Source organism: Sorangiineae bacterium MSr11954 (genome assembly GCA_037157815.1).
GTDB classification, from domain to species: Bacteria; Myxococcota_A; Polyangia; order Polyangiales; family Polyangiaceae; genus Pendulispora; species Pendulispora albinea.
This window is the reverse complement of record CP089984.1, coordinates 4,814,623-4,838,523: the sequence shown is the minus strand read 5'-3', so window position 1 is coordinate 4,838,523 and position 23,901 is coordinate 4,814,623. Positions and strand designations below refer to the sequence as shown.

At 64.4% G+C, this 23,901-nt stretch carries 18 protein-coding genes and 1 tRNA gene; 9 read left to right on the top strand and 10 right to left on the bottom strand.

Annotated elements, in window-relative coordinates; translation table 11 throughout:
• Nucleotide 1: 1 nt before the first annotated feature.
• Nucleotides 2–3,148: an amino acid adenylation domain-containing protein gene (locus tag LZC94_19055; GenBank protein WXB19316.1), complete on the bottom strand. Its 3,147-nt coding sequence runs from the start codon at nucleotides 3,146–3,148 to the stop codon at nucleotides 2–4.
• 408 nt (nucleotides 3,149–3,556) lie between these two features.
• Here LZC94_19055 and LZC94_19050 point away from each other — a divergent pair, with 408 nt between their 5' ends.
• Both LZC94_19050 and LZC94_19045 read left to right on the top strand, forming a co-directional pair.
• Nucleotides 3,557–4,627, top strand: coding sequence for a hypothetical protein (locus LZC94_19050; protein WXB19315.1), 1,071 nt, complete (start codon nucleotides 3,557–3,559; stop codon nucleotides 4,625–4,627).
• A gap of 2 nt (nucleotides 4,628–4,629) precedes the next feature.
• On the top strand, nucleotides 4,630–4,971 hold the full coding sequence (locus tag LZC94_19045; protein WXB19314.1) for a hypothetical protein: 342 nt from the start codon (nucleotides 4,630–4,632) through the stop codon (nucleotides 4,969–4,971).
• Here LZC94_19045 and LZC94_19040 read toward each other — a convergent pair whose 3' ends face one another.
• Nucleotides 4,972–5,973, bottom strand: coding sequence for a trypsin-like serine protease (locus LZC94_19040; protein ID WXB19313.1), 1,002 nt, complete (start codon nucleotides 5,971–5,973; stop codon nucleotides 4,972–4,974). It abuts the gene before it with no gap.
• 207 nt (nucleotides 5,974–6,180) lie between these two features.
• Nucleotides 6,181–6,441 (bottom strand): hypothetical protein, encoded by a 261-nt coding sequence (locus LZC94_19035; protein WXB19312.1) that lies wholly within the window; start codon nucleotides 6,439–6,441, stop codon nucleotides 6,181–6,183.
• 448 nt (nucleotides 6,442–6,889) lie between these two features.
• Between LZC94_19035 and LZC94_19030 the strand changes: the two genes are divergently transcribed.
• The 5 genes from LZC94_19030 to LZC94_19010 all read left to right on the top strand — a co-directional run bounded on the left by LZC94_19030 (nucleotide 6,890) and on the right by LZC94_19010 (nucleotide 10,742).
• A complete protein-coding gene (locus tag LZC94_19030) occupies nucleotides 6,890–7,102 on the top strand; it encodes a hypothetical protein (protein WXB19311.1) in 213 nt (70 codons plus the stop codon).
• A 96-nt stretch (nucleotides 7,103–7,198) separates the two neighbouring features.
• Nucleotides 7,199–8,002: a hypothetical protein gene (locus LZC94_19025; GenBank protein ID WXB19310.1), complete on the top strand. Its 804-nt coding sequence runs from the start codon at nucleotides 7,199–7,201 to the stop codon at nucleotides 8,000–8,002.
• A gap of 529 nt (nucleotides 8,003–8,531) precedes the next feature.
• A complete protein-coding gene (locus LZC94_19020) occupies nucleotides 8,532–8,861 on the top strand; it encodes a hypothetical protein (protein WXB19309.1) in 330 nt (109 codons plus the stop codon).
• Complete coding sequence (tnpB, locus tag LZC94_19015) at nucleotides 8,855–9,253, top strand: IS66 family insertion sequence element accessory protein TnpB (protein WXB19308.1); 399 nt, start codon at nucleotides 8,855–8,857, stop codon at nucleotides 9,251–9,253. The genes LZC94_19020 and tnpB overlap by 7 nt, the downstream gene beginning before the upstream one ends.
• Before the next feature lie 118 nt (nucleotides 9,254–9,371).
• The gene (locus LZC94_19010) at nucleotides 9,372–10,742 is read left to right on the top strand and encodes an IS66 family transposase (protein ID WXB19307.1); all 1,371 of its coding nucleotides are present in this window, start codon (nucleotides 9,372–9,374) and stop codon (nucleotides 10,740–10,742) included.
• Between the two features lie 963 nt (nucleotides 10,743–11,705).
• Here the strand turns inward: LZC94_19010 and LZC94_19005 are convergent.
• From LZC94_19005 to lon, 5 genes are all read right to left on the bottom strand, one after another.
• Nucleotides 11,706–11,912, bottom strand: coding sequence for a hypothetical protein (locus LZC94_19005; GenBank protein WXB19306.1), 207 nt, complete (start codon nucleotides 11,910–11,912; stop codon nucleotides 11,706–11,708).
• 111 nt (nucleotides 11,913–12,023) lie between these two features.
• Nucleotides 12,024–12,182 (bottom strand): hypothetical protein, encoded by a 159-nt coding sequence (locus tag LZC94_19000; protein ID WXB19305.1) that lies wholly within the window; start codon nucleotides 12,180–12,182, stop codon nucleotides 12,024–12,026.
• Between the two features lie 2,942 nt (nucleotides 12,183–15,124).
• Nucleotides 15,125–15,197 (bottom strand) — tRNA-Phe (locus LZC94_18995).
• Between the two features lie 74 nt (nucleotides 15,198–15,271).
• On the bottom strand, nucleotides 15,272–17,641 hold the full coding sequence (locus LZC94_18990; GenBank protein ID WXB19304.1) for a hypothetical protein: 2,370 nt from the start codon (nucleotides 17,639–17,641) through the stop codon (nucleotides 15,272–15,274).
• A 15-nt stretch (nucleotides 17,642–17,656) separates the two neighbouring features.
• Nucleotides 17,657–20,038 carry an endopeptidase La gene (lon, locus tag LZC94_18985; GenBank protein ID WXB19303.1) on the bottom strand — a complete coding sequence of 794 codons (2,382 nt, stop codon included), beginning with the start codon at nucleotides 20,036–20,038 and terminating at the stop codon, nucleotides 17,657–17,659.
• 152 nt (nucleotides 20,039–20,190) lie between these two features.
• Here lon and LZC94_18980 point away from each other — a divergent pair, with 152 nt between their 5' ends.
• Both LZC94_18980 and LZC94_18975 read left to right on the top strand, forming a co-directional pair.
• Complete coding sequence (locus LZC94_18980) at nucleotides 20,191–20,856, top strand: hypothetical protein (protein WXB19302.1); 666 nt, start codon at nucleotides 20,191–20,193, stop codon at nucleotides 20,854–20,856.
• Between the two features lie 126 nt (nucleotides 20,857–20,982).
• Nucleotides 20,983–21,693 carry a PA14 domain-containing protein gene (locus LZC94_18975; GenBank protein ID WXB19301.1) on the top strand — a complete coding sequence of 237 codons (711 nt, stop codon included), beginning with the start codon at nucleotides 20,983–20,985 and terminating at the stop codon, nucleotides 21,691–21,693.
• Here LZC94_18975 and tsaB read toward each other — a convergent pair.
• Together tsaB and LZC94_18965 are read right to left on the bottom strand one after the other, a co-directional pair.
• Nucleotides 21,677–22,369: a tRNA (adenosine(37)-N6)-threonylcarbamoyltransferase complex dimerization subunit type 1 TsaB gene (gene tsaB / locus LZC94_18970; GenBank protein ID WXB19300.1), complete on the bottom strand. Its 693-nt coding sequence runs from the start codon at nucleotides 22,367–22,369 to the stop codon at nucleotides 21,677–21,679. The genes LZC94_18975 and tsaB overlap by 17 nt on opposite strands.
• Before the next feature lie 217 nt (nucleotides 22,370–22,586).
• The gene (locus tag LZC94_18965; GenBank protein WXB19299.1) at nucleotides 22,587–23,759 is read right to left on the bottom strand and encodes an AAA family ATPase; all 1,173 of its coding nucleotides are present in this window, start codon (nucleotides 23,757–23,759) and stop codon (nucleotides 22,587–22,589) included.
• Nucleotides 23,760–23,901 lie beyond the last annotated feature (142 nt).

Sequence of the window (23,901 nt, the reverse complement as noted above, 5' to 3'; positions counted from 1 at the left end):
CTCAGCGCGCCGCGGCCGAGTCCACGGTTCTCCGCACACGGCTTCGGAAGTCATCCAGCATGCGCTCGGCCGTCGCGCGATCGAACAAGTCGCAGTTGTACTCCAAGGTCACCGATGCGCCTTGGTCGAGCTCCACGAGCTCGAGCACCAGATCGTGAAAGCCCCGCGCCTCTTGATCGATTTCCTCGACCTCGAGCTTTAGGCCCTCGAAGATCGGGCGCGCAAAAAGCTCTTTTGGCGGCTGGGCAAAAACGACGCGGTAGAGCGGAGGAGGAGGATCGCCGCGCACCCCCAGCGCGTGGGCGACGGCGTCGCTGGGGACGTCGGCATTGGCAAAGGCGTTCAGGCACGTGGTGCGGACGCGGCCAACGAGCTCGCGGAACGTCGGCGCCCCGGAAAGATCGATGCGCAGCGCCACGGGGTTGGGAAAGAAGCCTACGAGCGGCTCGAGCTCGGGCCGAGTGCGGCCTGCGACCGCCGAGCCGATGACGAGATCCGTCTGGCCGCTCCACGCGCGCAGCGATTCGGCAAATACCGCAAGGAGAACCATATACGGTGTTGCGCCATGCTCGCGCGCGAGCGCCCGCACGGCCGACCACCTCGCGGCCTCCCACACGTCGCGAAGTCGGTCACCGCCGCGCGTGTGCTCGGGGGGCCGCGGGCGATCGAATGCAAGCGCCACGATCGAGGGGGCGCCGCGCAGCTGCTGCCGCCAATACGCGAGCTGTCGCTTCGCCGCTTCGGAAGCCATGAAATCGCGCTCCCAAACGGCAAAATCCAAATAGGCGACGGGCAATGGCGGGAGACATGGCTCTTCGCCGCGTTGCAAGGCTGCGTACACGGCTTCCGCGTCGCGCACCAAAATCGCCAAGGAATAACCATCGGCGGCAATGTGATGGAGGCACACGACGAGCGTCCACGTGGATCGCCCGCGCCGTATCAATGTGGCGCGAAAGGGAAGCTCGCGCGAGAGATCGAACGGCACCTTCGCGTCGCGCTCGGCGAATGCGGTCACGTCCTTCGCATCGTGGGCGCGCTCGGCCCAATCGACGTGGCGCAGCGAGACCGGCGGGTTGGTCAAGACGACGGCGCAGTCCGCGGGTTGCTCGCCCGCGCCTTCGACGAAGATGGTGCGCAGGGGTTCGTGCCGCGAGGTGAGCTCGATGAGAACGCGCTCGACCCGCGCGGGATCGAGCGCACCCTCGATATGAACGAGCCACATCATGTTGTAGGCGGTCGCGGTCTCGGGTTGCTCCTGTTGTGCGAGCCAGAACCACTGCTGCCCGAGCGATGCCAGGCGCCGCGCGCTCGAGGCGCCTGGGCTCACGTCCGCCGGCCGGGGCGAGATGCCGGGCCCCTCGGGCGGAGCCTCGCTTTCGGCGTGGGCGGCGACGGAGCGCATGGTGCGCGCGATGAGGAGTCGCTCGAACGAGAGATCGACGCCGAACTCGCGCCGGGCGAGGCCAATGAGCTTCGTGGCGAGCAGCGAGTTGCCGCCGGCGTCGAAGAAGTCGTCATCGGGGGCCAACGAGGCTGCTCCGAGGATCCCGCGGGCAAGCGCACATAGGGCAGCCTCGAGGGGCTCGCCCTCGGCGGCGCGGTGAGGCGGCTTCGGAGAAGCCGGCGCGGAGAGCTTCGCGCGGTCGATCTTTCCGCTGGCCGTGAGCGGGAGCGCCTCGAGGAACGCGATTTCGGGGACCACGGTGGCGGGCAGGCGCGCGCGGGCGAACGTGCGCAGCTCGGCGGCGCTCGATCGAGCACCCGCCTTTTGCACCACATGTGCGATCAGGCGGCGCTCCCCTTCGGCCTCGTGCATTTGCACGATGGCGTCCGCCACCTCATCGTGCTCGCGCAGCACCGCTTCGATTTCAGCGGGCTCGATCCGCACGCCGCCCACTTTGATCTGAGCATCGAGCCTGCCCGTGCACACGAATTGCCCATCCGGGCGGCGAAACCCCATATCCCCACTTCGGTACATGCGGCCGCCGGAGATCGGATCCGGCACGAATTTCGAGGCCGTCAGCTCCGGACGATGGATATAGCCGCGCGCGACGCCTTCGCCCAGAACGCAGATTTCGCCCACGACTCCATCGGGGACGGGCTCGAGCGCCTCGTTTCGAATGCTCACGCCCACCCGCGGCAACGGCAGCCCGATGGGCACGTGCGGTTCGGCATCCCAGCCGCCCGCCGAAAGGTCGGCAATCGTGCAAACGGCCGTCGCTTCCGTAAGGCCGTACTCATTGAGGAGACGCACGCCCGTTCCGACCCGCGCAAGCCACGCGTCGAGCCGATCGGGGGCGGCGGCCTCCCCGCCGATGATCACGGCCCGGAGCGTCTTTGGGAGGGCGAGGCTCTCTTCGTCGATATCGGCGACCAGACGATGCCAGATGGCCGTGGGCGGCATGATGATGGTGACACCGCTGCGCGCGCACCCACGAAGCAGCGCCTTGCTCTCGATCATATCCGGATGGCGCAGGACGAGCGCCGCGCCCGCGAGCCAGGTGGGAAATACTTCTTCGACCATGGTATCCCAACTTGGCGACGCAAATTGCAAGATGCGGTCCGACGGCCCGATGCCGTAAGCCTCCACCAACGCGCGCGCAAGATGGGATAGCGAGTGGTGCTCGACGGCGACCCCCTTCGGCCGCCCGGTCGATCCCGACGTATACACCACATACGCCAGCGCGCGGCCGTCTTGCTCGGGCGAGGCGACGTTGGCTTCGAGCTCCTCGTCGGAGAAGTCCGCGATGGGCATGCGCTGCGCGGCGAGCGCGTCGACGGCGTCGATCGCGTCCAGCGATGGCGAGCTTGCACGCGATACGAGGACGAAGCGGACGGCGGCATCGTCGCACATGAACGCGAGTCGCTCGCGCGGAAAGCCGGGATCCAAATAGAGGTAGGCGCCGCCGGCTTTCAAGATCCCCAGCAGAGCGACCATGAGCTCGATGGACCGTTCCGCGCACACGCCGACGATGGCATCGCGCCCGACCCCTGCGCGCCGGAGCCGCACCGCCATGGCATCCGATTGCCGATGGAGCTCCCCGTACGAAACGCGCGAATCGCCTGCGACGATCGCCTCCGCGTGCGGCGTGCGGGCGGCCTGCTGCGCGATGAGGCGGTGAACGGCGAGCTCGAAATCCATGCGCATGCGTCTTCCACCGAAATGCCTCGCATGCAACCCACCTTTGGGCGGGACGACTCGAAACGAGCGGCCGTTTGCATCTCGTCCAATGCCGGCACTTCGGTTGAGTCGGCCGGAACAATCCGCACGATCGTGCAGCGGCGGATCATAATCGGATTCTATTGCGGACATTGCTGCGCAGCTGCTTTTTTATTGCGACGTGGCGGCAGGATCATAATCCACGCACATCGTCGACATCATTGCATGACCGGTTTTTATGGCCGCTAATCGTGTTTTGAAGATCGTCCCGAAAAACCTGGAGACTTGACCACGAACGATGCGTTTCATCGCAGCGGAGAGGGTGCGGAAGGCGTATAGGATCGATCGTCGACGTCGGGATCGTGAAACGAGGGAATTCAACCAGGAGGCCGGCACATGGGAACTGAATCTCTGCCCGTCTGCTCTCACAATGAGTGGGATACGGTCGAAGAGGTCATCGTGGGGACCGCGCTCGGCGCGTGCATACCCGAGTGGCACGTCACCTTGAAGGCGACCTTACCCGAACGGTATTGGTCTTTCTTCAAAGAGCACGGCGGCCAGCCATTCCCGGACGAAATCGTGCGCGCCGCGGAGCGCGATCTGGACGGGCTCGCGAAAATTCTCGAGGCCGAGGGCGTGAGAGTTCGCAGGCCGGAGCCAATGCGCCAAGCGCGCGGATTTGCGTCCCCGCATTGGCGCTCCAGGGGCGGGCTCTATGCGGCCATGCCCCGGGACTGCCTGCTCGTGGTGGGCGACGAGATCCTCGAGGTGCCCATGGCATGGAGGTGCCGGCACTTCGAGACCCAGGCTTTCCGCCCGCTGCTCAAGGAGTATTTCCTCCGAGGTGCCAAGTGGACGGCCGCACCGAAGCCCATGCTCGGCGATGCCCTCTACGACGAGGGATTCCACGAGTCCGCGAAAAATGGGGTCGCCAGCGTGCTCACGGAGATCGAGCCGGTCTTCGACGCAGCCGACTTTCTTCGCTGCGGCAAAGATATCGTCTACTTCCGAAGCCACACCACCAACGCGCTGGGGGTCGAGTGGCTGTCGCGCCACCTCGGCAGCGCCTACCGATTCCACGAGCTGGAGTGCGACGACACGCACCGGATGCACATCGACACCACGTTCTTGCCGCTCCGGCCCGGATTGCTCATGGTCAATCCCGAGCGGGTGCGCACCATCCCTCGCCTGTTTCGTTCGTGGGACATCCTCGAGGCCCCGCCGGGCTGCACCCCCGACGACGTTCCGCTCTACTTCAGCAGCAAATGGCTCAACATGAACGTGTTCATGCTCGACGAGGAGCGGGTGCTGGTGGCCGCGCACGAAAAGCCGCTCATCGCTGCCTTGCGCAACCGCGGCCTCGCGCCCATCCCGGTACCCTTCCTGTCCTTCTACCCACTGGGCGGCTCGATTCACTGCGCCACCCTCGACGTGGTTCGACGAGGTGCTTTGAAGTCGTATTTCTGAAGATGCGTCGAACCGGCACCGCCACGGTCGGCTCGCTCTTGACGGGCGTGGCGGCAGATGTCCGGGGCCTTGCCGCGGTGTTCGCGCTGAATGAGGCATTGATGGCGGCCGGGGATGTCGCGGCCATCGAGGCCGTTCTTGGGGCTTGGGCTACGACCAATGCAGAGTGCGAGACATTCGAGATGTTCTCCATGCCCGGCGAGCAGCCCACGCTGACGGAGCAGAAGCCCGTCTTCGAGACCCGCGGCGCCCCCCCCGAGGGCCTCACCGTCGATGCACGAGCTCGTGGTCCTCGAGCTCCTCGCCACCCGCGGCGCGCCCGCGCGCTCGGTTGCGCGCCGTGATCAATCGACGGGCGGCGGTGTGCCCGGCTCGGGGATCTTGGCCCACCCGGGCACCGGGTAACGGCCGTACTTTGCGGCCTGGTATGCGCCCGTCGAGATCCACGCGGCGTGCGGGCGAATGGCGACAGCGACGCTGTGCAGCGGGAGCCCCGCTGCATCCTCGAAGCCGAGCGAGTCCAAACCGATGATGGTCGGATTGGTATCGAAGGTCTCGTTCAGCAGAATGCCCGAACCCGAATCGCCGGGGAGGCCCGATCGCCCGATGGCGAACTGCCCGTCTACGGCATGAAAGACGAACCCGTTGTCGCCCCACGGCAGATCGCACGGCCCCACACAGGTGAATGGAACGTCGCGAAGGAAGCGGCGTTCGCCTTTGCCCCGGTCGGTGGGGGTGACGCGCCCGCGCCCTACGACCGCCACCTTCCCGTCCGAGGGCGGCGATGTCTTCAAGTCGCGGTCGAGATCGACCCACGCCGGGGCCGCGTCGGTGACGTTCCGCTGAAGGATCAGCAGCGCCACGTCGTCTTTGCACATGTGGCTCCCGAACGGCGAAATGACCACGCGCTTCACGTCGATCCAGACCGGGTGATCGAAGAGGGCCGAGTGCGAGGTGGTGACGCGGATGCCGCCCGGAAACAAAGGATTTTCCGTGAAGACGTGCGCGTCGGTGCATTGGAAATCATCCTCGACGGGCGGCGGCGTGATGTCGTGGACGCAGTGGCGCGCGGTGAGGACCAGGTTCGGAGCGATCAGCGAGCCCGTGCAGCGCGTGTTGTTTCCGTTGGCCACGCAGGCGCCGACCTCGCCGAGGGCGGGATCCGTGTTCAGCGTACCGGTGCAGATCCCGACTGCGAACGGATGATGTTGATCGATCGGCGCCTGATAGAGCGGGCTGGTCTGCTGGTCCTTTTCTTCGTCTTGCCCCGCGTCGCTGCTGCAACCCACCGCGCCGGCGGCGGCTCCGACTGCGAGAATCCACGCAATTCCATTATTCCATATCATAAGCTGTCTCATGCCATTCCGTACGCAGGCGCCGCCTTTTTCATTCGATTTCGATCGGATTTTTCGAGGGCGCGCAAACCGTGCCACGGATGACGCAAAAGTGTTCACGGCTTGCCATGATGAAGGAGGGCTCCGCGCTGTTCTTGCGTGACATCGCCAACCACGTTCCTGATGAGGGGGGTCGTGGCCAGATCGGACTGCCCGACATCAGAGGGGGTCTTTGGACGGCTCCACCATGAGCAATCGCGGATCTTCAATATGGCCATCAGCTCGTTCGACAAGCACGTAGTCTTCGATGCCGTGAGCTATAGGAACCCGGATTGCTGTCGCGTATTCCTGCTGCCGCTCGCGGAGCTCGGCGACTCGCCACGCGAGGAGCTCACGGCCGTCGCCCACGCCGGATCGGAGCACCGACGCGATGTCCCGCATGGCGAGCGACGCCGGATCGCTGCGTGCCGCATGGCGCACCCCCGATGCGTAGAGTGGCGAGGCGTCAGGGGCCCTCGCGCAGCCACTCGGCCTCGATGTCGACCAGCGCGTGGAGCCATTCGAGCGGAGTGACAGACATCGCGTCATGGTACCCCGTCGCCGGACCGAGTACCAGTCCAGCATCGAGGTCACGCCGGGTTGGTGCGCGGAGATTCGCGCCGCCAGCCCTGACGGCGTTCGCTTCGCGGCGTGGATGAACGCGGCTCGCTGAAAGTAGGCCGCTCCTTTCCTCCTCGTGCGACCACGCAATTGCTCGGGGAGAGGACGAGTTCGCAGCAAAGCCTTTCACGCCGACGGCGGTACACTGTACCGCTTCAAATAGCAGGCTCGGTACATGAACAAGATTGGGTTCATCTCTATTTTACGGGCTTTTCACCCGAGTGCACCCGGGCATGGTGTGGGCACGAGGCATGAATAGGGGTCGAGCATGCCCACGATACCGAAGTCGCTGCTTCGCGATACCCGAGGTGTGAGCACCGTCGAGTATGCGATGATCCTGGTCGCAATTTTGCTGGTCATCAGCGGTGGGTATCGCCTCCTCGGCAAGGAGCTCGAGGCCAAGGTCACGTGCGCATCCGCCCTGGATTCGGCGTGCGGCGGGGGTGCTGGGGCCGCGGGACCGAGCGCGGGCACCGGGTGATTGGCCGGCCCCCTTGCGCAGGGTACCGAGGCGATCGGGCGAGGAATTTCTGCGGCGCGCGATTGGATGCATGAGGTGGGCGATTGGTGGGACAGCGTGGCGGAGGATACGGTGCCGACGACGTTCGCGCAGGACGTCGGTGGTTCGAATCCGAAGTCCATCGATGGTCAACTCGTGAAGCTCGCCGATGACGTCTACAATAACAACGGCTTCAACGAGCCCATCGGTGCTCCCATCGACGGCTGGACGCGCATGAGCGATGATCAACTGCGCGCCGATCACATCGAGCCGAGGATGCTGCACAATCCGCAGACCGGATTTCATGCCGAAGTTTATAGGAACAGCCGTGGCGAGCACGTTCTCGCCATAGCGGGCACCGACGATCAGAACGATGTGGTGTCCGATATCATGGGAAGCGTCGGACTCAACGATCACGTGACCCAAGCCACTGACCTCACCCGACAATTGAAGGGGGTTTACGGCGACAAACTCGCGTGCACGGGCCATTCGCTCGGCGGCGGCGCGTGCGCGGCAGCAGCCGTCGCCAACGACATTCCTGCGGTCACGTTCAATGCCGCGGCGGTTCATCCCAACCAAGCCCTCGGAGGGATGGGAAAAGACGTCGGCGATTTCCAGCGACGCGCGGGCAACGTGCGCGCCTACGAGCTCCCGGGCGATGTCCTGACCGGGAACCAGAATCACGGTATTCTCACGCCGAGCGCGGCGCACCCCATTGGAAAGCAGATCGAGCTGCACGCAATTCCCCCTGATTCTCCGGGGTTTATCGGAGTCCTCGGGCCAGCGGGGGTGGCCTTCGATCACGGCGTACAGATGCACGGCACGGGCGCCGTCATGAAGTCGATGGATAAATATCCGCCGTGGGTTACCTCCACCAAATGATGGCTTTCAACGACGCTCTGTCGCTGAGACGGCACTGCGTCTCCTCGGACGATGCCGCCACAGATCGGCGAGAGCGACGCCGTGTTCTCGACGTCGCTGACACTGCTGTATATCCTTTTATGACATCCAGTTGCGTTCCAATGGGAACCCGTATGATGCCACTATCTTCTCGTTTCTGCCACACTGTCTTTCCACGGATACGCAATTATGGTGTACGGACGACTCGATTGGTCATGCGCAGCGCTTCGTAAGCCATCTAGCGCCGCGTAAGAGGGCTCTTGCACCCGGCGGAGTGTATCCATGGCCCGCCCTCACTGCTTCGAGCGATGACGACCTTTCTCTGCGACTCTTCTCCTTCGAGCACCTGAGCCCAAAGCTTCAAGAGGTGGCCCGCCGAGCAGGCGCCACCGGAGCGCCAAGGTATCGGCCCAGCGAAGGAAGGCGCAGGTGGCCGATAGCCCCACCGTCGCTTAACGTTGCCGTTTATGAGTAACCGTACGGGCAAAGACGCCGTGCGGGGCGGTCGCGTTTGATGTTCATTGCGCGCATGGCGAGACATGATGCGAACTGGTGGGCTGAGCGGGTCAAGGAGCTGGCGCAAAGCGGCGATGCGGCGGGGATCGCCCGCCGACATAGCGTCAGGGAGCGGACGTTGATCTGGTGGCGATCCGAGCTTGAGCGGCGCGCGCGCACGGCAGGCCCCACGCGCCTGCTGCCCGTCGTCGTGACACGACCTGCGACGGTGGAGCGCGATATCGAGCTTGTCGTCGAAGCCGGACCGGCACGCATCACGATGCGTGGAGCGATTACGGCCGAGCATCTTGCGGCGCTGGTGGCCGCCGCGGCGCGCGCGTGTTGAGTCTCGGGCCCGGCATCGAGATCGTCCTCGCGAGTGCGCCCGTCGACCTTCGGCGCGGACACGATGGCCTCGTGACGCTCGTGCAGTCTTTGTGGAAGGCCGACCCGTACAGTGGCACCCTCTTCGTGTTTCTTGGTCGCCGCATGGATCGCGTGAAGATCCTCTTCTTCAGCGCGGGCGGCTTCGTTGTCTATTACAAAAGGCTCGAATCTGGGCGCTTCACGCTCCCGCGGATCCCTGAAGGGGCCTCACGCATCGACCTCGACGCGACGTCGCTCACCATGCTGCTCGATGGTGTCGATCTTCGTCTCGTTCGACGCACACCGATGTGGAAACCCGCGAAGACGACCGCCGAAGCGAAAAAGGGGATCGACATTCGGCGGAGTGCATGATCAAAGCTGTTTATTGGTCCCTCCTCCCGACAACGACGAACACGGTTCCTGCGCTTGGCGCGAGTACGCGCAGTACCTCGAACAGGAGGGTGCGCGGGCGCAAGCTCGAATGGATATCATGCAGGCCGAGCTCGAGGTGCTCAAACGCGCCTTCGCCAGGCGTACCGAGAAGATGGGCAAGATGCCCAAGATCGCGCGGCCACCGAGGACGCTAGCGGAGATCGCCGAGCGCCGCACGGAGCAGGCTTTGCTTCGCGCGGAACACATCGTCACAGAAGAGAAGACGGAGCCCGTGCCCGAGACGCTGAAGAAGTGTCATCTTTGCGGCGGCACGAATTTTCGCAGCGTCGGCACCGGCAAGCCATCCGAGGTTTACTCGTACGTCCCGGGCTACTTCCGACGTGTTGTGCACACGCGCGAGGTCGTCGCGTGTCGATGCGGTGGATGCGTCATTACCGCGCCGCCGCCGGAGCGTTGGTCGGACAAGACGCGGTACGATTCGAGCTTCGTTGCGCACCTCGTCGTCTCGAAGTGCCTTGTCGTCACGCCGCTTTATCGTCTCGAGCAGTCGTTCGCGCGGCTCGGTATGCCCATCGCACGAAGCACGATGAATGACTTGTTCCGGCGTGCGGCGCAAAAGCTCGAGCCCCTCCGAGCCCCGCTCTTCGACGTCATCAAGAAGGACTTCCTCGTCCATGTCGACGAGACGTCGTTTACGCTGACGAAGCAAACCTCGAAGGCGTTTATCTGGTCCTTTGTTGGCAAGCGTCTCACGGGATATCGCTTTGAGCTCACGCGTGGTGGCGATGCTCCACTCGAGGTCCTCGGTGATTCGCCTGGCGCATTTCTGTGCGACGACTATCGTGGATATGACCCGCTCGAGAAGCGAGGACTCCGTCAGCGATGTGGCTGTCTCGCTCACGTTCGTCGGAAATTTTTCGAGACCGGGGAGGTGCCCGAAGCGAAGGAAGCACTCGACCTCATCGCCGGAATGTACGGTGTCGAGCACGAGGCAGAGCATCGCGCGTTTCTTGGCACGGCCGAGCATCTCGCGCTGCGGCGCACCTATGCACGGCCTCTATTTGTCCGATTACTTCTGCTTTCTCGCGAACTTCGTCGTGCACACGGACCGAAGACGTTGCTCGGTCGTGCCGCGCACTATGTATGGCGCAACCTGCGCCCGCTCGGCCGTTTTCTCCGCGATCCGCGCATCCGCCTGGACAATAACTTGGCAGAAAATGCCCTTAGGCTCATCGCTCTTGGCCGGAAAAATTTTCTATTTGTCCACAGCGAGGACGCCGGTAAGGAGCTCGCACTGCTCTACTCACTGGTCGTTTCGTGCACACGCGTTGCCATCAATCCCGTTGAGTACATCGCGGACGTCCTCGAACGCATCGACAAGACCGCCGACGACAATCTCTCGAACCTCCTGCCCGATCGCTGGAAACCACACGCGATCGCATCACCCTCGACGTTTTTCGACGCTTAGACCATCGCGGATCGAACGGAACCCCGTTCAGGCCGTTCGCCGTACGGTTACGTTTATGAGTCGTCGAAGAGCGTAGCGCCAACAGGCTTCCCTCATCTCGGAAAGCGCGCCATCGGGCACCCACGGGTTGAGCGGGTTCGCGGCGGACCGACGGGATTCGGCCCGTCACGTGTCCTGATTCAGCCTGCCCTTGGTTGAGCCGGCATCTTCGCTCTTTCGCGTCCATCGTAATTCGTCGAGAACTCTCCGTTCTCGGTTTTTCTAAAGAATGCCCGAGTCAGATTCGCGACGTCCATCGGCCTAGATTCGCCCCATACTGTAATCGACGTTGTTAAAGTAAGCAGCTGCCAGTCCAAGTGCGGACTGGCAGGTTGCAACCGAAGTAGGACGTGGCTTTTACCTCTTAGCTGGTATTGGCTTACGGACGGGGGGGGCTTTCTCAGGGCGGTCCACCATATCTGTACTGGATTTTATGACGCCTTGGAGCTCCCTTAATGCAGAATTGTAGTCACGGTTCGCAGCAAACCACGCTTCTTCGCATTCCGCGCGTGGTCGGAGACTATGTCTTTCTAGGCTGTCAATGTAGTATTTGTCGTCGACCGGTGAATCAGCCATGGTGTACCTCCTTCAAACAAAATTGGGAGTACCGCATGTGGCGCTCCCGCTGATGGCGTTTACTGATCGCTTACTTGGATTTGGAATATGGCACACGATCAATCGCATACTTGGGAGTACGCTGGAGCATCACCATCGCCGCATTGTAATCACCATTCGACGCGGTAAGAGCCTTCTCGCATTCCTCACGTATCTTTCCGGTCGCCTTTATGTGATCGTCAACAATCTTTGAATCGGCCATGGTGTGCCCACTTCAAACAACATGGGAGTAGGTAACTGCCAGTCCAAGCTCGGACTGGCAGCTACAACCAAAGTAGGGTGTGGCTTTTTAAGCCTTAGTTCCTCCAACTACTGCTGTCCTCGGACCCGGCTCAGATCCGCAGTGGCCATCACATTTGAGATCGTATTTTGGTCCATGGTCAGGAGCCGGCGGAATGCGTTGTCGTGGTTACGGTTCTGCTCAAACCAAACTCGTTCGCATTGGGCGCGTGGCTTGTGAGTATCTCTTTCTAGGCTGTCAATGTAGTATTTGTCGTCGACCGGTGAATCAGCCATGGTGTACCTCCTTCAAACAACGTGGGAGTACCGCATGTGGCGCTCCCCCCTATGTAGATCGATAACCACGGTTACGTCGGCAGAGCCCCCGTACTGGCTCCTCTTGCGTGCTCACTTCAGCGGCGGAGCAAAGCGAACTTGGGGTGCGCCCTCGAGCTTCACCACCGCCCCCTTGTAATCACCGTTCGCGGCGGTGAGGGCCTTCTCGCATTCTTCTCGTGTCTTTCCGGTCGCTTTTACGAGATCGTCAACGAGCTTTGAATCGGCCATGGTGTACCTCCTTCAAACAACGTGGGAGTACCGCATGTGGCGCTCCCCTGGTGGAGCTCAAAGCGTACCGCGTCCCCACGAGCACCGCGTGAGGCATGGTGCTACGCGCGCGGGGCAAATCGCTGCAAACTCGGCATTGGGGCCGCGGATAAATCCGGAGCACGCGATCTGGCGAACATACCCATTGATGTCGAATAGACAACCATGAAATTGCCGAATACGTCATAAAAGTTGGATAACATGCTCATGCTCGACCCCGTCCGAAGTACGTTGGATGAGAGGAATTCACGTCGTCACCGCCGCCCCCGGCCTGAACTTCCCCCCTACTGTTCCGCCGAGGATGCGTTTAAATCGATCTGGGGCCCCCACGAGCTACCCAGAATCCTATGAGCGCCTCAACTCCATAAAGCGATCCTTGTGCGACTATCGAGCATCTCCGATTTCGCGGTTCGGCGGATCACATGGCGGGGATACCGGTCATCCCATTAGTAAGCACCGCGACTCCAACCGTAAAGGACAAATGCGAAGGGCGCCACTCGCCCCCCACATCGGGGAAGGCTCAGCGCCCTTCAGTACTGCGTCACGTATGTGGGGGGCTTTGCTACCGGTTGGGGACCAGTGGAAATAGGGGAGCGTTTGCAAGCTCGAGAGCAAATTTATCAGGGGAGAGTTCCGCCCCCGGGGGGAGCGGGCCTACGGTGTAGAGCGCACGAACCTTTCCCGTCTCGTCGACCACCTGGAGTTTGGCAGGGACGGCGTTACCCCCTTGGGCGACCAGTTTGGGGGCGTTCTCCTTGGCATATGACACGGAAAGCTTTGCAGGTCTCAAGTCGGCTTTCGTTTCGGGCATGATTCCCTCCGTTTCGAGTGATGATTCGCCGGATGCTCGCACAGGCTCCGTTGGCCGTCAGCTTAGTCCGTCGAGAAAAAGCCGATTCTACGTGCATCTCTGCTTTCTAGGTGAACCAGCTGGGACGGACGTGTACGTCACATCAGTGGGTATTCGAGGACGGCGTATTGGTCATTGGGTGAAAGCGCCGTAGCGGAAGATCTCCCAGAGCTGGCGAGCCGTGTAGGGTCGGCCCGTCGAAGGGCTCTCCCACCGCAGGACGAACGCCATCACCGCGATTAGGCGGTTCGTTCTGGCTCCCTTGGGTACGGCGGTCCTCATGCACCGCACGATAAGGATCGACCCCGTAAGGCACAACCTCGCCCGACTACGAGGCATGCCTGCGGCACCTCGCCCGTGTTCCCACGTTGCCGCGGGTTGCCTCTAGAATCGGACCTCCCAACCATGTAGGAAATTATATCCTATATATACCTATGACTATTATAGTGGTAACAGGGATGGAGTGGGTAATCCCCCGATTTTCGGGAGGATTGCCCGGCTGTTCGTTTTCAACCGTTCTCCGAGGACCATCGACTTGCTTGTACGTCGACGGCCCCTGATTTTCACCGGATCTCCGATGCCGAAGACGCCGGCATCGACGGGTAGAGGATTTCTCTACTCGTGATGCCCTGGTAGACTCGGCCTCTCTGCCGGTGATTCGAACAATAGGTAATTTATCTAATTAGTGTCGCCGCGCCGGCGTTGACGCTCGAACAGAGGTGATTTTAACCTCTGTCGCTTCGGTCGAGGGCGACGACCCGTGTGTTTCGCGATGTCGACTTGGACGAGCGAGCCGGGTTGGCGCAACCCGCGGGACGTCCGCAAAAGCTCATCGAAGCTCACCGCGACGAGGTCGAAGAGCGCTGGGGAGCTGACCGTCCGCATGCGGAAAATGCGCCGCACGGAAAGCGCTGCACGGAAGCGCGCCGCCGAGCTCGAACGCATCGCCGCTGATCCCAAAGGTGCGGCGAAGGAAACGGCCACCCTCCACGACGCTCTCGAATCCTTGATCCGCGATCGCGAGGCCAAGGCGAAGGCTGGCAAGGGGAGCTTTGAAACAGTCGAATTCTACCAAAAGAAGGCCGGCGTGCTTGAGGACGCGCTACCCGAGATTTTGAAGCGCCCGAAGGAGGCGCCGATCTTTCTCCGTGAGGTCGAGGCGGGACTCGTGGACGACTACGTCACCCAACGTAGAGGTGATGGCGTGGAGGACAACACGATCCACAAGGAGCTGACAACGTGGCGATCCGCCATGAAGATCGCGAAGCGGCGCGGGCTCTGGAGTAGCGACATCGACGAAGTTTTTCCGATCGCGTTCTCGGGCAGCTACAAGCCCAAGGAACGCTGGTTGACGTTCGAAGAAGTCCTGAAGCTCTATCACGCGATGGTTCGCCCCACGAAGTACCGCGGCGGGAGCGAAGGCCCCATGCGCGGCCACGAGCTCTTCGCGATCGTGGCCTACAGCATCGCGACCAGCGCCGAATGGTCCGCCATCTGGCGCGCGCGGAAGGACGACATCGAGCCGGATGGGTCCTTTGTGAAGGTCCGCGGCTCGAAGAACGACGAGCGTTTCCGTGAGGTGCCGACCCACCTCCTCGCGTTTGCGTACCTGCTGGAGTTTGCCCGGCAGCATGGCGACGGCGCGGACTTGCTCCTGTTCCTGAACCGAGAAGGGAACTTCCGCCATCGCCTGAACGAAGCGTGCGATCGCGCCGGGATCCCGCGCTGCTCCCCGAACGACCTACGCCGCACGCATAGCCAGTGGCTCAACATGTACGGCGTGGCTCCGCATCTGATCGCGCTCGACATGGGGCACAAGGACACGAAGATGGTCAACCTCGTCTACGGCAAGACCACCGCGCGCCGCCAGGCACACGTCACGGCCGCGCAGATCGCCCTTACCACGGGTTCGATCGGCGCCGGCGTGGTCCGAAATACTGTGCCGAATTTGTACGGCAATCAGGACAAACCAGGAGGTTCCAGACAAGGGGAGCAAAACTCGTACCCTTTACCTGAAACTGCGATTCGCACGGAAAAACACGGCCAATCGCAGTGCCCAGGGACGGAATCGAACCGCCGACACGGGGATTTTCAGTCCCCTGCTCTACCAACTGAGCTACCTGGGCTACGGGGGCGATTCATGCCCGACCGGGCTCCCACTTGTCAATCAGTTCGCACACGGCGTGCACGGATTTTCGTCTCAGGGCGTGGAGCAGCGGGTTAACAGGTTCACGACGGACTCGAGGCGGCCGCTGCTGGGATTGCGGAAAGGTGTGCCGGGGCCGGTAAGCTCGTCGCGCAGATGCGCGATGCGGGCGCGATCGCCCAAGGCACATGCCGATTGAGCGAGCGAGCGGAGGAGCTCGCGCCGCACCCGCACGGAACGGAGCGCGTCGGGATCCGCCGAGAGCGCGCGTTCGAGGTATGGGAGGCCCTCTTCGTACCAGCCGTGCTGGCTGATGTTCTTTCCGAGGATGTAGTCGGCGAGCGGATCGTGCGTCTGGGCGGACCAGGCGCCGAGCCTTGCGCCCGAGAGCAATGGGTCGGAGGGGCGATGGGGGGCGCCGAGGAGAAACGACGCCATGGGCTTCTGGGCCGCGGGATCGCGGGCGGCCAGCGCCTTGACCTCCAAGGTTCGCGCCATGTCCTCGTCGACCGTTTGCGCGGCGAGCCGCTCGTAGCGGCGGGATGCCGCCTCGTATGCGCCGGCCAAAAAATCCCAGTCGGCGATGGCCTCCTCGGCACGGTCCCGGAAGGTGCGTGGCGTCCCGGCATCCTCCGCGATGCGCTCCAGCGCGGCACGCCCTTCCGCGCTACGCCCCGGATCGCGCAGATCCACGAGGGCGCGACCGTAGCGCGCGGCGTGCGATTCGGGATCGCGCGCGAGAACGTCGGCGTAGAGAGCGAGCGCCTTTTCTTCGCGGCGCGACTCGCGGCAGACGTCCGCCTCGTGCAGGAGCGCATCGACCACGTGCGGGCAGCGGCGGCCGAAGATGGCCGGGCGGTCGAACTTGGCCTTGGCGTACGAGCGCGCCTCCGGCGGAAAGGGGATGCTCCCGAGGTGCGCGCGGAACTCGAGGTCGAGGGCGTCCCAGCTCTTGCCGACGGCTTGCTCGGTGCTGGCGCCTCCGTAGATGGCGCGGACGTGGGCCACCCCATAGTGGTCCACCATCCAGCGGATGAAGGCGCCGGCGACCGTGTAGCTCTTGGAGGCGGATTGGCCGAGAAAGTCGATGGAAAAGATCGACTTCAGCGAGGGCAAAATACCGAGGTCCAGCATGGCGCGCGCCCATGTCTCGTCGGTGAGCTCGTCCTCGTCCGGGGAGGCTGCGACGGCCACGCCCTCGATCAAGCCCGGGTTGGGCCAGAGGCCGCCCAAGGCGCCCGCCGCCCGAAAGGGGCCACGTCCAAAGCTGCCCGCCACCACATGCGCGATCTCGTGCCCGAGCACCGGGTGCGGATAGGCGTGCATCTGCAGGTACACCTCGTGGCGCCAGGGCTTGGCGATGTACGTGTCCCCTGCCCCCATGAGCCGCTTCTTCTCGCCGGCGTCGCGAAAGAAGAACGCCGTGATGCGCTCGGGGCCGCGCGCGCCGAAAAACCGCTCCACGGCGGCGATTTCTTCCTCGCAATCCTTCACCAGTAGCGCCGCCTCGTCCTCGCGGAGATCGTCCGGATAGACGGCGTCGCAGCGCGGCCCGCTCTTGCGCCCCCCGAGCTCGCGCGCAATCGTCGACGGCGTCTGCCAGTGTCCGAGGCTGGGTCCCTCCACCGTGATCAGCACACTGGCGAAAAGCGCCAGCACCGCCACCACCGCCCGCGCCACCGTGGTCGCATCCGGCACCGCAAGCACCAGCGTCTCGCCCGCCTCGGCGCGCAGGTCCGCGCCCTCGCTCGCCTCCGCCGCACCGCCCGCCCCCGCCCCGGCACGAGCCAACAACGAAGCGCCAAGCACCACGGCCGCCACCGACGCCGCCGTCCCCAACCGATACGTCAGAAGCGGCGCCCCCGCGTCGATCACCGTATCGTACAAGGTGCCGCTGAAGTACCCGACGAACGGATCGAACGCGAAGACCATCGGCGAGCTGTAAAAGCGCCACACGCTCACCCCCGCACTCGCGAGCGGCCCGCCCACGCCCAATGCGATCGCCAAGAGCACGCGCCGGCGCCCCGACCCGCGCCGCGCCACCTCCGCAACACACGCCCCCCAAATCCCGCCCAGCAAGCACCCCGGCACGGCGGTCAGCAAGAACCCCAGCGCGCCATGGTACGCGTCGCAAAACCCGACCCGCAGCCCGTGGACCAAGGCGGTCACCCAGGCAACACCGGCGAGCAAAAGCCCACTCCCCGCCCCCCGCAAGACCCCCACCACGGGCGCCAGCCCCCGCCCCCGCGAGAGCTCGAGCGCCGTCGCAACAGCGGCCACGCCGGGCACGATCAACCCGCTCGCCAGCGCATGTTCGTACCCTGGCCCGCCGAACAGCGGCAGAAACCCCACGGCCAGCATGAGCCCCAGGGTCACGGCCGCTGCGATGCGCTGGGAACGCGATCGCCAGAGCGGCACCATCACGGGATGGCGCGTCTCCTATGCCGCGTTGACGCCATCGTCCCCATCGGCATCGGGCGCAGGCGGCGGGGTGCTCGGCGTGTCGGGCGGTGCGCTCACCGGTGGCTCGAGGACCAGCGGGAGGATCTCGTCCACCCGCTTAATCAAGTGGATATGCAGCTCGGAGAGCACGTCTTTGGGCACGTCATCGAGATCGCGCTCGTTGCGGGCGGGGATGAGCACCTCCTTCATGCCCGCACGGTGCGCGGCCAGGAGCTTCTCCTTGATGCCACCCACCGGAAGCACGTTGCCGCGCAAGGTGAGCTCGCCCGTCATGGCCACCTCGCGCTTCACCGGGCAGTGCAGGAGCAACGACGCCACCGCGGAGAACATGGTGATGCCCGCGCTCGGACCATCCTTCGGCGTTCCGCCCTTCGGGATGTGCAGGTGCAAATCGATCGAGCGCAAGAACTCCGCCTCGAGCCCCAAGGAAGACGCCTTGCTGCGCACGAAGGTGACCGCGGCGGTCGCCGATTCTTGCATCACCGCCTTCAAGTTGCCGGTGACCACCACCTGCCCCTTGCCCGGCATCCGCGTGGCCTCGATGAAGAGCACATCGCCGCCCGACGGGGTCCACGCAAGGCCGGTCGCCACGCCGGGCACCAGCTGGTCTTCGGCGGTTTCGCGCGAGTAGCGGGGCGCGCCCAGCACCTTTTCGACCATTTCGGTGGTGGCGCGCTCGTGCACGTCTTCGCCCTCGGCCAGGCGCATGGCCACATGGCGGCAGACCGACCCGATTTCGCGCTCGAGCCCGCGCACCCCCGCCTCGCGCGTGTAGTTGTCGACCACCGTTTCGATGCCCTCCTCCGTGAACTCCAGGCGCTCGGGGGTGAGGCCGTGCGCGGAGAGCTGCTTCGGGCACAAGAACTCGCGCGCGATGCTGCGCTTTTCCATGCGCGTGTAGCCCGGCACCTCGATGACCTCCAGGCGGTCCCAGAGCGGCGCCGGGATCGTCTCGGGGTTGTTGGCCGTGGCCAGGAAGGTGATCTGCGACAGGTCGAAGGGCGTGTCCAAGTAGTGGTCTTGGAACGTCGAATTTTGCGCCGGATCGAGCACCTCGAGCAGCGCGGCCGCCGGGTCGCCCATCATGTCGACGCCCAGCTTGTCCACCTCGTCCAGCACGAACACCGGGTTTTTGACGCCGACCTTCTTCAGGCCTTGCACGATGCGGCCGGGGAGCGCGCCCACATAGGTGCGGCGGTGGCCGCGGATTTCGGCCTCGTCGCGGACGCCGCCCAGGGCGATGCGGTGGTAGCGGCGGCCCATCGAGCGCGCGATCGAGCGGCCGAGCGAGGTCTTGCCGACGCCGGGGGGGCCGATGAAGCACAGGATGGGGCCCTTCTTGTCCGCCCGGAGCTTGCGCACGGCGATGTACTCGACGATGCGCTTTTTGACCTTCTCCAGGCCGAAATGGTCCTCGTCCAGACAGCGGCGCACGTCGGCCACGTCCAGCTTGTCGTGCGTGGTCTTGGCCCAGGGCATATCGGCCAGCCACTCCAGGTAGCTGCGGGTCACGTTGTATTCGGCCGACTGCTGCTGCATGCCCGAGAGGCGCGAGAGCTGCTTTTTGGCGATTTTTTGCGCGTCTTCCGAGAGCTGCGCCAGGCGGAGGCGCTCGCGGAGCTCCTCGACCTCGTCGTCCTCGCCGCCCTCGCCCAGCTCCTGTTTGATGCTCTTCATCTGCTGGCGCAAGATGAGCTCGCGCTGCGATTTGCCCTCGTCCGCCACCATGGTCGAGATCTCGCGGCGCACGCGGAGGAGCTCCAGCTGCTTGCCCACGATGGAGGCCACCGCCCGAACGCGCGTTTTGGCGTCGAAGATCTCCAGGATGCGCTGCTTGTCCGCGACCGTGGCCTGTTCGGCCGTGAGGTTCGAGGCGATGAGGTCGGCCAGGGCGCCGCTCTCGCGCACGTTGTCGAGGATGCCCGCCGTCTCCTTGGGCAAGTTGGGCATGAGGGCCAGCGCCTCGCGCATGGATTCGCGCAAGCTCGCCCCCAGCGCGTCGAGCTCCACGTCGCGCTCCAGATTTTCCGGGATGCGCCGGATGCGCGCCCGCATGTAGGGCTCCAGGCCCAGCGGGGATACGATTTTCAGGCGCGAGACCCCGTGGAGGACCACGGAGTAGTTCGAGGGGCCGAGGCGGATGACTTTCACCACCCGGGCCACCGTGCCGACGTCGTAGAGATCTCCGAATGCTGGCTCGTCGACCTCGGCGTCGCGCTGGCTCACGATGCCGACGACCGCGCGCTCTTGGCCGAGCAGATCTTCGACCAGGCGCACGCTGCGGGCGCGCCCGACGTTGATCGGTACGACACTAGCTGGGAACACCACGCTGTTCCTCAGCGGGAGGATGGGGACCATTTCACCTTCGACCGACCGCGATTCGCTCACACTGCGGTGATACCGCGAATCGCGCGGGATCGCGAGTCGCTGACACCCGACCCCGACCGTGGTACTCCTCGGCGCCGATGTGGCTCGTTGCTCGAAGTCGGACGCGGCACCCTCGGCCCCGCGTGGTTGCGTTGGCCCTCGCGGCGGTTGCTGCCGGAGCAGTCTTCGCGGTCGGCTGCGGCGCGGGCCAAGCCGAAGACCCGGAAAGTGCCCTGCGCGCGTATGCTCGGGCCCTCGAGGATGGGCGGGCCGACGACGCCTACCGCATGCTGAGCGACGATGCGCGCCGGGGGATCTCGCCCGAGGCCTTTCGCCGGATGCTCAAGGATAGTCCGGAAGAGGTGCGCGAAATCGGTCGGGCGCTCCAAAGACCGACCGCCTCGCCCGTCGTGACGGCGGTGGTGACGAGCCCGTCGGGCCAGGAGCTGGAGCTCGTGCTTGAAAAGGGAAAGTGGAAGGTCGAGTCGAACGCCATCGATTTGTACGCGCAAGACACGCCGCGTCACGCGGTGCAGGGCTTCGTGCGGGCGCTCGAACGAAAGCGCTACGACGTGATCCTGCGCTATGTGCCCGATGGGCACAAGGAGGGGCTCGACAGCGCCAAGCTGAAACAGGCGTGGGAGGGCTACGACAAGGAAGAGATGGCCCAGCTGATTGCAGCCCTGCGGCAAGCGCTCCCAGCCGCTTCTATCGAAGAAGCCGGGGATCGTGCGACCATGCCGTACGGAGCAGGAACGATGCAGCTCGTGCGCGAGCACGGGCTTTGGAAAATCGAGGACTTCGACTGATTCGCGCCCGTTGACTCGAAGACGGCCCTCGCCCGTCCAACCGCGGTCGAGACGGACACGCTGCCCTCTGGAGAATTCATGCGATACGAAATGAAGATCGGTCTTTTGGGTTTCGGAGCTGCACTCATGAGTGTGGCCGTTGCGGGATGTCAGGCCTCGTTCAAGGCAAGCACCGGGGGCGAAGCCACGGCCAACAACCCGCCTCCCCCGTACAACGAGCCGCAGCAACCGGGCTCGGCCCCGCGCGCGGCCCCCATGCCGGGCTACTACAACCCGGGGACCACCACGCCGCCCCCGAACCCCGGCGCCCCGCGCTACACGCTCCCGGGCGGCGAAACGGTGCCGATCATCACCTCGCCCAACGTCTTCGGCAACGGGTCGAGCACCTCGGACGCGCTGCGCGGCTTCGTGTACACCCTGCCGGCGGGCACCCAGCGCCTCCCGGATCTCTCGACCCTCAAGCCGGTCGGCGTGGTCTTCACGCGCACCTTGGACATTCCGCAGCGCGATTTCCGCGAGGGCTTCCCCGGCATCGACAACGGCAGGAACGAGTGGTTCGCCATCCGCTACGAGGGCACCTTCAACGTCTCCAAGACGGCGCCCTACAGCTTCCGCCTCCGCACGGACGACGGCTCGAACCTCTACATCGACGACGTCAAGCTGATCGACAACGACGGCCTGCACGGCGCCGCCGGCGGCGCCAAGATCATCACCCTGAGCGCCGGTACGCACCGCATTCGCCTCGACTACTTCCAGGGCCCGGGCCCCAGCATGGCGCTCCAGGTCTTCACGTCCGAGGTCGATCGCCCCGAGCGATCCTTTACGACGAGCTTTTAGTCGCCGGCGCGGGTTTCGCCGGCACCGTGATGTCCGGCGGGCGCACGTAGAGCGGCTCGACCTCGGCGGAGTCGTCGGATTTTGCCCGGTCGGCCGCGATGCGGGCGATGGCCGCCGCGCGCGGCACGTCGTGGGGCGCTTCGGTGACGAGGCGCACGCCCTCGTTCGTTGCCCAGGCAACCAAGAGCGCTCCGCTGCCGGCCACGACGAGCTTCGAGCCGGCGGCGCGCGCGTGCACGCGCTCGAGGACGGTAGCGGCCGCGGTGGCGACCGGGAGGTGCATCGGTTCGTCGTCGGCGATTTGGACGAAGACCTCGCCGTGCATGGCGGGGAGCATGCTCACGGCGAGCTCGCCCGGCAGGAGCGAGAGGCCAAAGTGCACCGCCTCGAACGAGGACACCGCCACCACCTCGCGGCCGGTGGCGAGGCCGATCCCTTTGACGGTCGCCACGCCGATGCGCGTGCCCGTGAACGAGCCGGGGCCGATGCCGACCCCCCAGCGATCGACGTCGCCGGGCCGCCAGCCGAGGTGCTTCATGCCTTCGTCGATGGCGAGCAGGAGCGATTCGCCGTGGGCGTTCGAGAGCCGGCGCTCGGACTCGAACACCACCGCACCATCTTCGAGGAGCGCCACCGAGCCGAGCGCCGTCGACGTATCCACCGCTACGATTCGCATCTTTTCGCGTTCTTCTCTCGTCTCTCTCGTCTTCGCTTCTTACGGAGCTTCTCTTCTCACGGATTACGGAGCTTCGCCGCGCGGACGTTTTACCGCATGACGCGGTACGGATTTCTTACCGAGCTTCGCCGCGCGGACGTTTACCGCATGACGCGGTACGGATTTCTTACCGAGCTTCGCCGCACGCGGCGCGGAACGTCTTACCGCACACGCCGGATCAAAGCTGCGCAAAGCGCCCGCTTCGGAAGGCTGCTTCCAAGAGCTGGTCGACGCGCGCCGAGAGCTCGCCCGCGCGCGGATCGCCCGATTGCCCCAGCGCCACCTTGATCTCGTTGAGCGCCTTCAGCTGGCTGAAGAGCTGCACGTCCCCGAGCCCGGTGCTGCCCGTGAGCACCTGACGGATGCGATCGATCTCGCCGGCCAGCGCTTCGATCCCCACCCCCACGGCGCCCACCCGTTTCAAGTTGGGGTGATCGCGGTAGTGCGCCTCGAGCACCGGGGTGACGATGGCTTCGAGGATGGCCGCCTGGTCCTGGTTGTTCCAAATGTGCTTGAGCACGAAGAAATCCGAAGCGTCGGCCTGCGCGCGGCCGTCGAGGAACGCGCTCGCCACGAACAGCTTCAGGATCTTGACCACGCGCCGGTCCGAGAGCGTGATGCCCTCGGCGCGGATCTGGAACACCAGGCCCTTGTAGGCGGACAAGAACTCCTCGGAGAACTGCAAGGAGCGCGAGAACGAGCGCTGGAACTTGGCGAGCTCCCCGGCGCTGGCGAGCGGCTGAATGGCGCCGTCGCCGAGCGCCTCGTTGCGCATGCCCTTCTCGAGCAGATCTTGGAAGTGGTAGGCGTCCAGGTTGTCGCTGCGGATGCGCAGGATGAAGCGATCGAAGATGGCCGTGAGGGTCTCGTCGGTGGGCACCTCGTTCGAGGCGCCGAAGCACGAGAGGAGCGGGCAGCGCAAGACCGCACCGCCGCTGGTGTAGCGGCGCTCGTTCAAGAGCGTGAGCAGCGAGTTCAGGATCGCGGAGTTGGACTTGAACACCTCGTCCAAAAAGACGATCTCGGCCTGGGGCAGCATCCCCGCGATGCGCCGCTCGTAGCGCCCTTCGCGAAAGGCTGCGATGTCGACCGGACCGAAGATCTCGTTCGGCTCGGTGAAGCGGGTTAGCAGGTACTCGAAATATTGCGCCTGAATCAAACGCGCGAACATGCGGATCAGGGCGCTCTTGGCGGTGCCGGGCGGACCGACCAGAACGGCGTGCTCACCCGCCAAGGTGGAGATCAGCAGGAGCCGGATGACTTCTTCCTTGCCGAGGAAAAACCCTTCGAGCGTGCGTGCGATCTGGGCGAGACGAATGGGGAGTGTCTGATTCTCGAGGGCGGCCGCCATGCGCGTGGGAGGCGAGCTTGGCCCGCCGAATGGGTGGCAGGTTACCAGGATTTTCGGGGAGCGGGCACCCGAAGCGGATCGGCGCTGCCCCATGGATAACCTGACCTCCCATCCAAACGAGAAAGAAACGTGCGTACAGTTC

Excerpts from the sequence above, each read along its gene's own strand:
- LZC94_19055 (WXB19316.1), bottom strand. The coding sequence starts at position 3,148 with ATGCGCATGGATTTCGAGCTCGCCGTTCACCGCCTCATCGCGCAGCAG.
- LZC94_19050 (WXB19315.1), top strand. The coding sequence starts at position 3,557 with ATGGGAACTGAATCTCTGCCCGTCTGCTCTCACAATGAGTGGGATACG.
- LZC94_19045 (WXB19314.1), top strand. The coding sequence starts at position 4,630 with ATGCGTCGAACCGGCACCGCCACGGTCGGCTCGCTCTTGACGGGCGTG.
- LZC94_19040 (WXB19313.1), bottom strand. The coding sequence starts at position 5,973 with ATGATATGGAATAATGGAATTGCGTGGATTCTCGCAGTCGGAGCCGCC.
- LZC94_19030 (WXB19311.1), top strand. The coding sequence starts at position 6,890 with ATGCCCACGATACCGAAGTCGCTGCTTCGCGATACCCGAGGTGTGAGC.
- LZC94_19010 (WXB19307.1), top strand. The coding sequence starts at position 9,372 with ATGCAGGCCGAGCTCGAGGTGCTCAAACGCGCCTTCGCCAGGCGTACC.
- LZC94_19005 (WXB19306.1), bottom strand. The coding sequence starts at position 11,912 with ATGGCTGATTCACCGGTCGACGACAAATACTACATTGACAGCCTAGAA.
- LZC94_19000 (WXB19305.1), bottom strand. The coding sequence starts at position 12,182 with ATGGCCGATTCAAAGCTCGTTGACGATCTCGTAAAAGCGACCGGAAAG.
- lon (WXB19303.1), bottom strand. The coding sequence starts at position 20,038 with ATGGTCCCCATCCTCCCGCTGAGGAACAGCGTGGTGTTCCCAGCTAGT.
- LZC94_18975 (WXB19301.1), top strand. The coding sequence starts at position 20,983 with ATGAGTGTGGCCGTTGCGGGATGTCAGGCCTCGTTCAAGGCAAGCACC.
- tsaB (WXB19300.1), bottom strand. The coding sequence starts at position 22,369 with ATGCGAATCGTAGCGGTGGATACGTCGACGGCGCTCGGCTCGGTGGCG.
- LZC94_18965 (WXB19299.1), bottom strand. The coding sequence starts at position 23,759 with ATGGCGGCCGCCCTCGAGAATCAGACACTCCCCATTCGTCTCGCCCAG.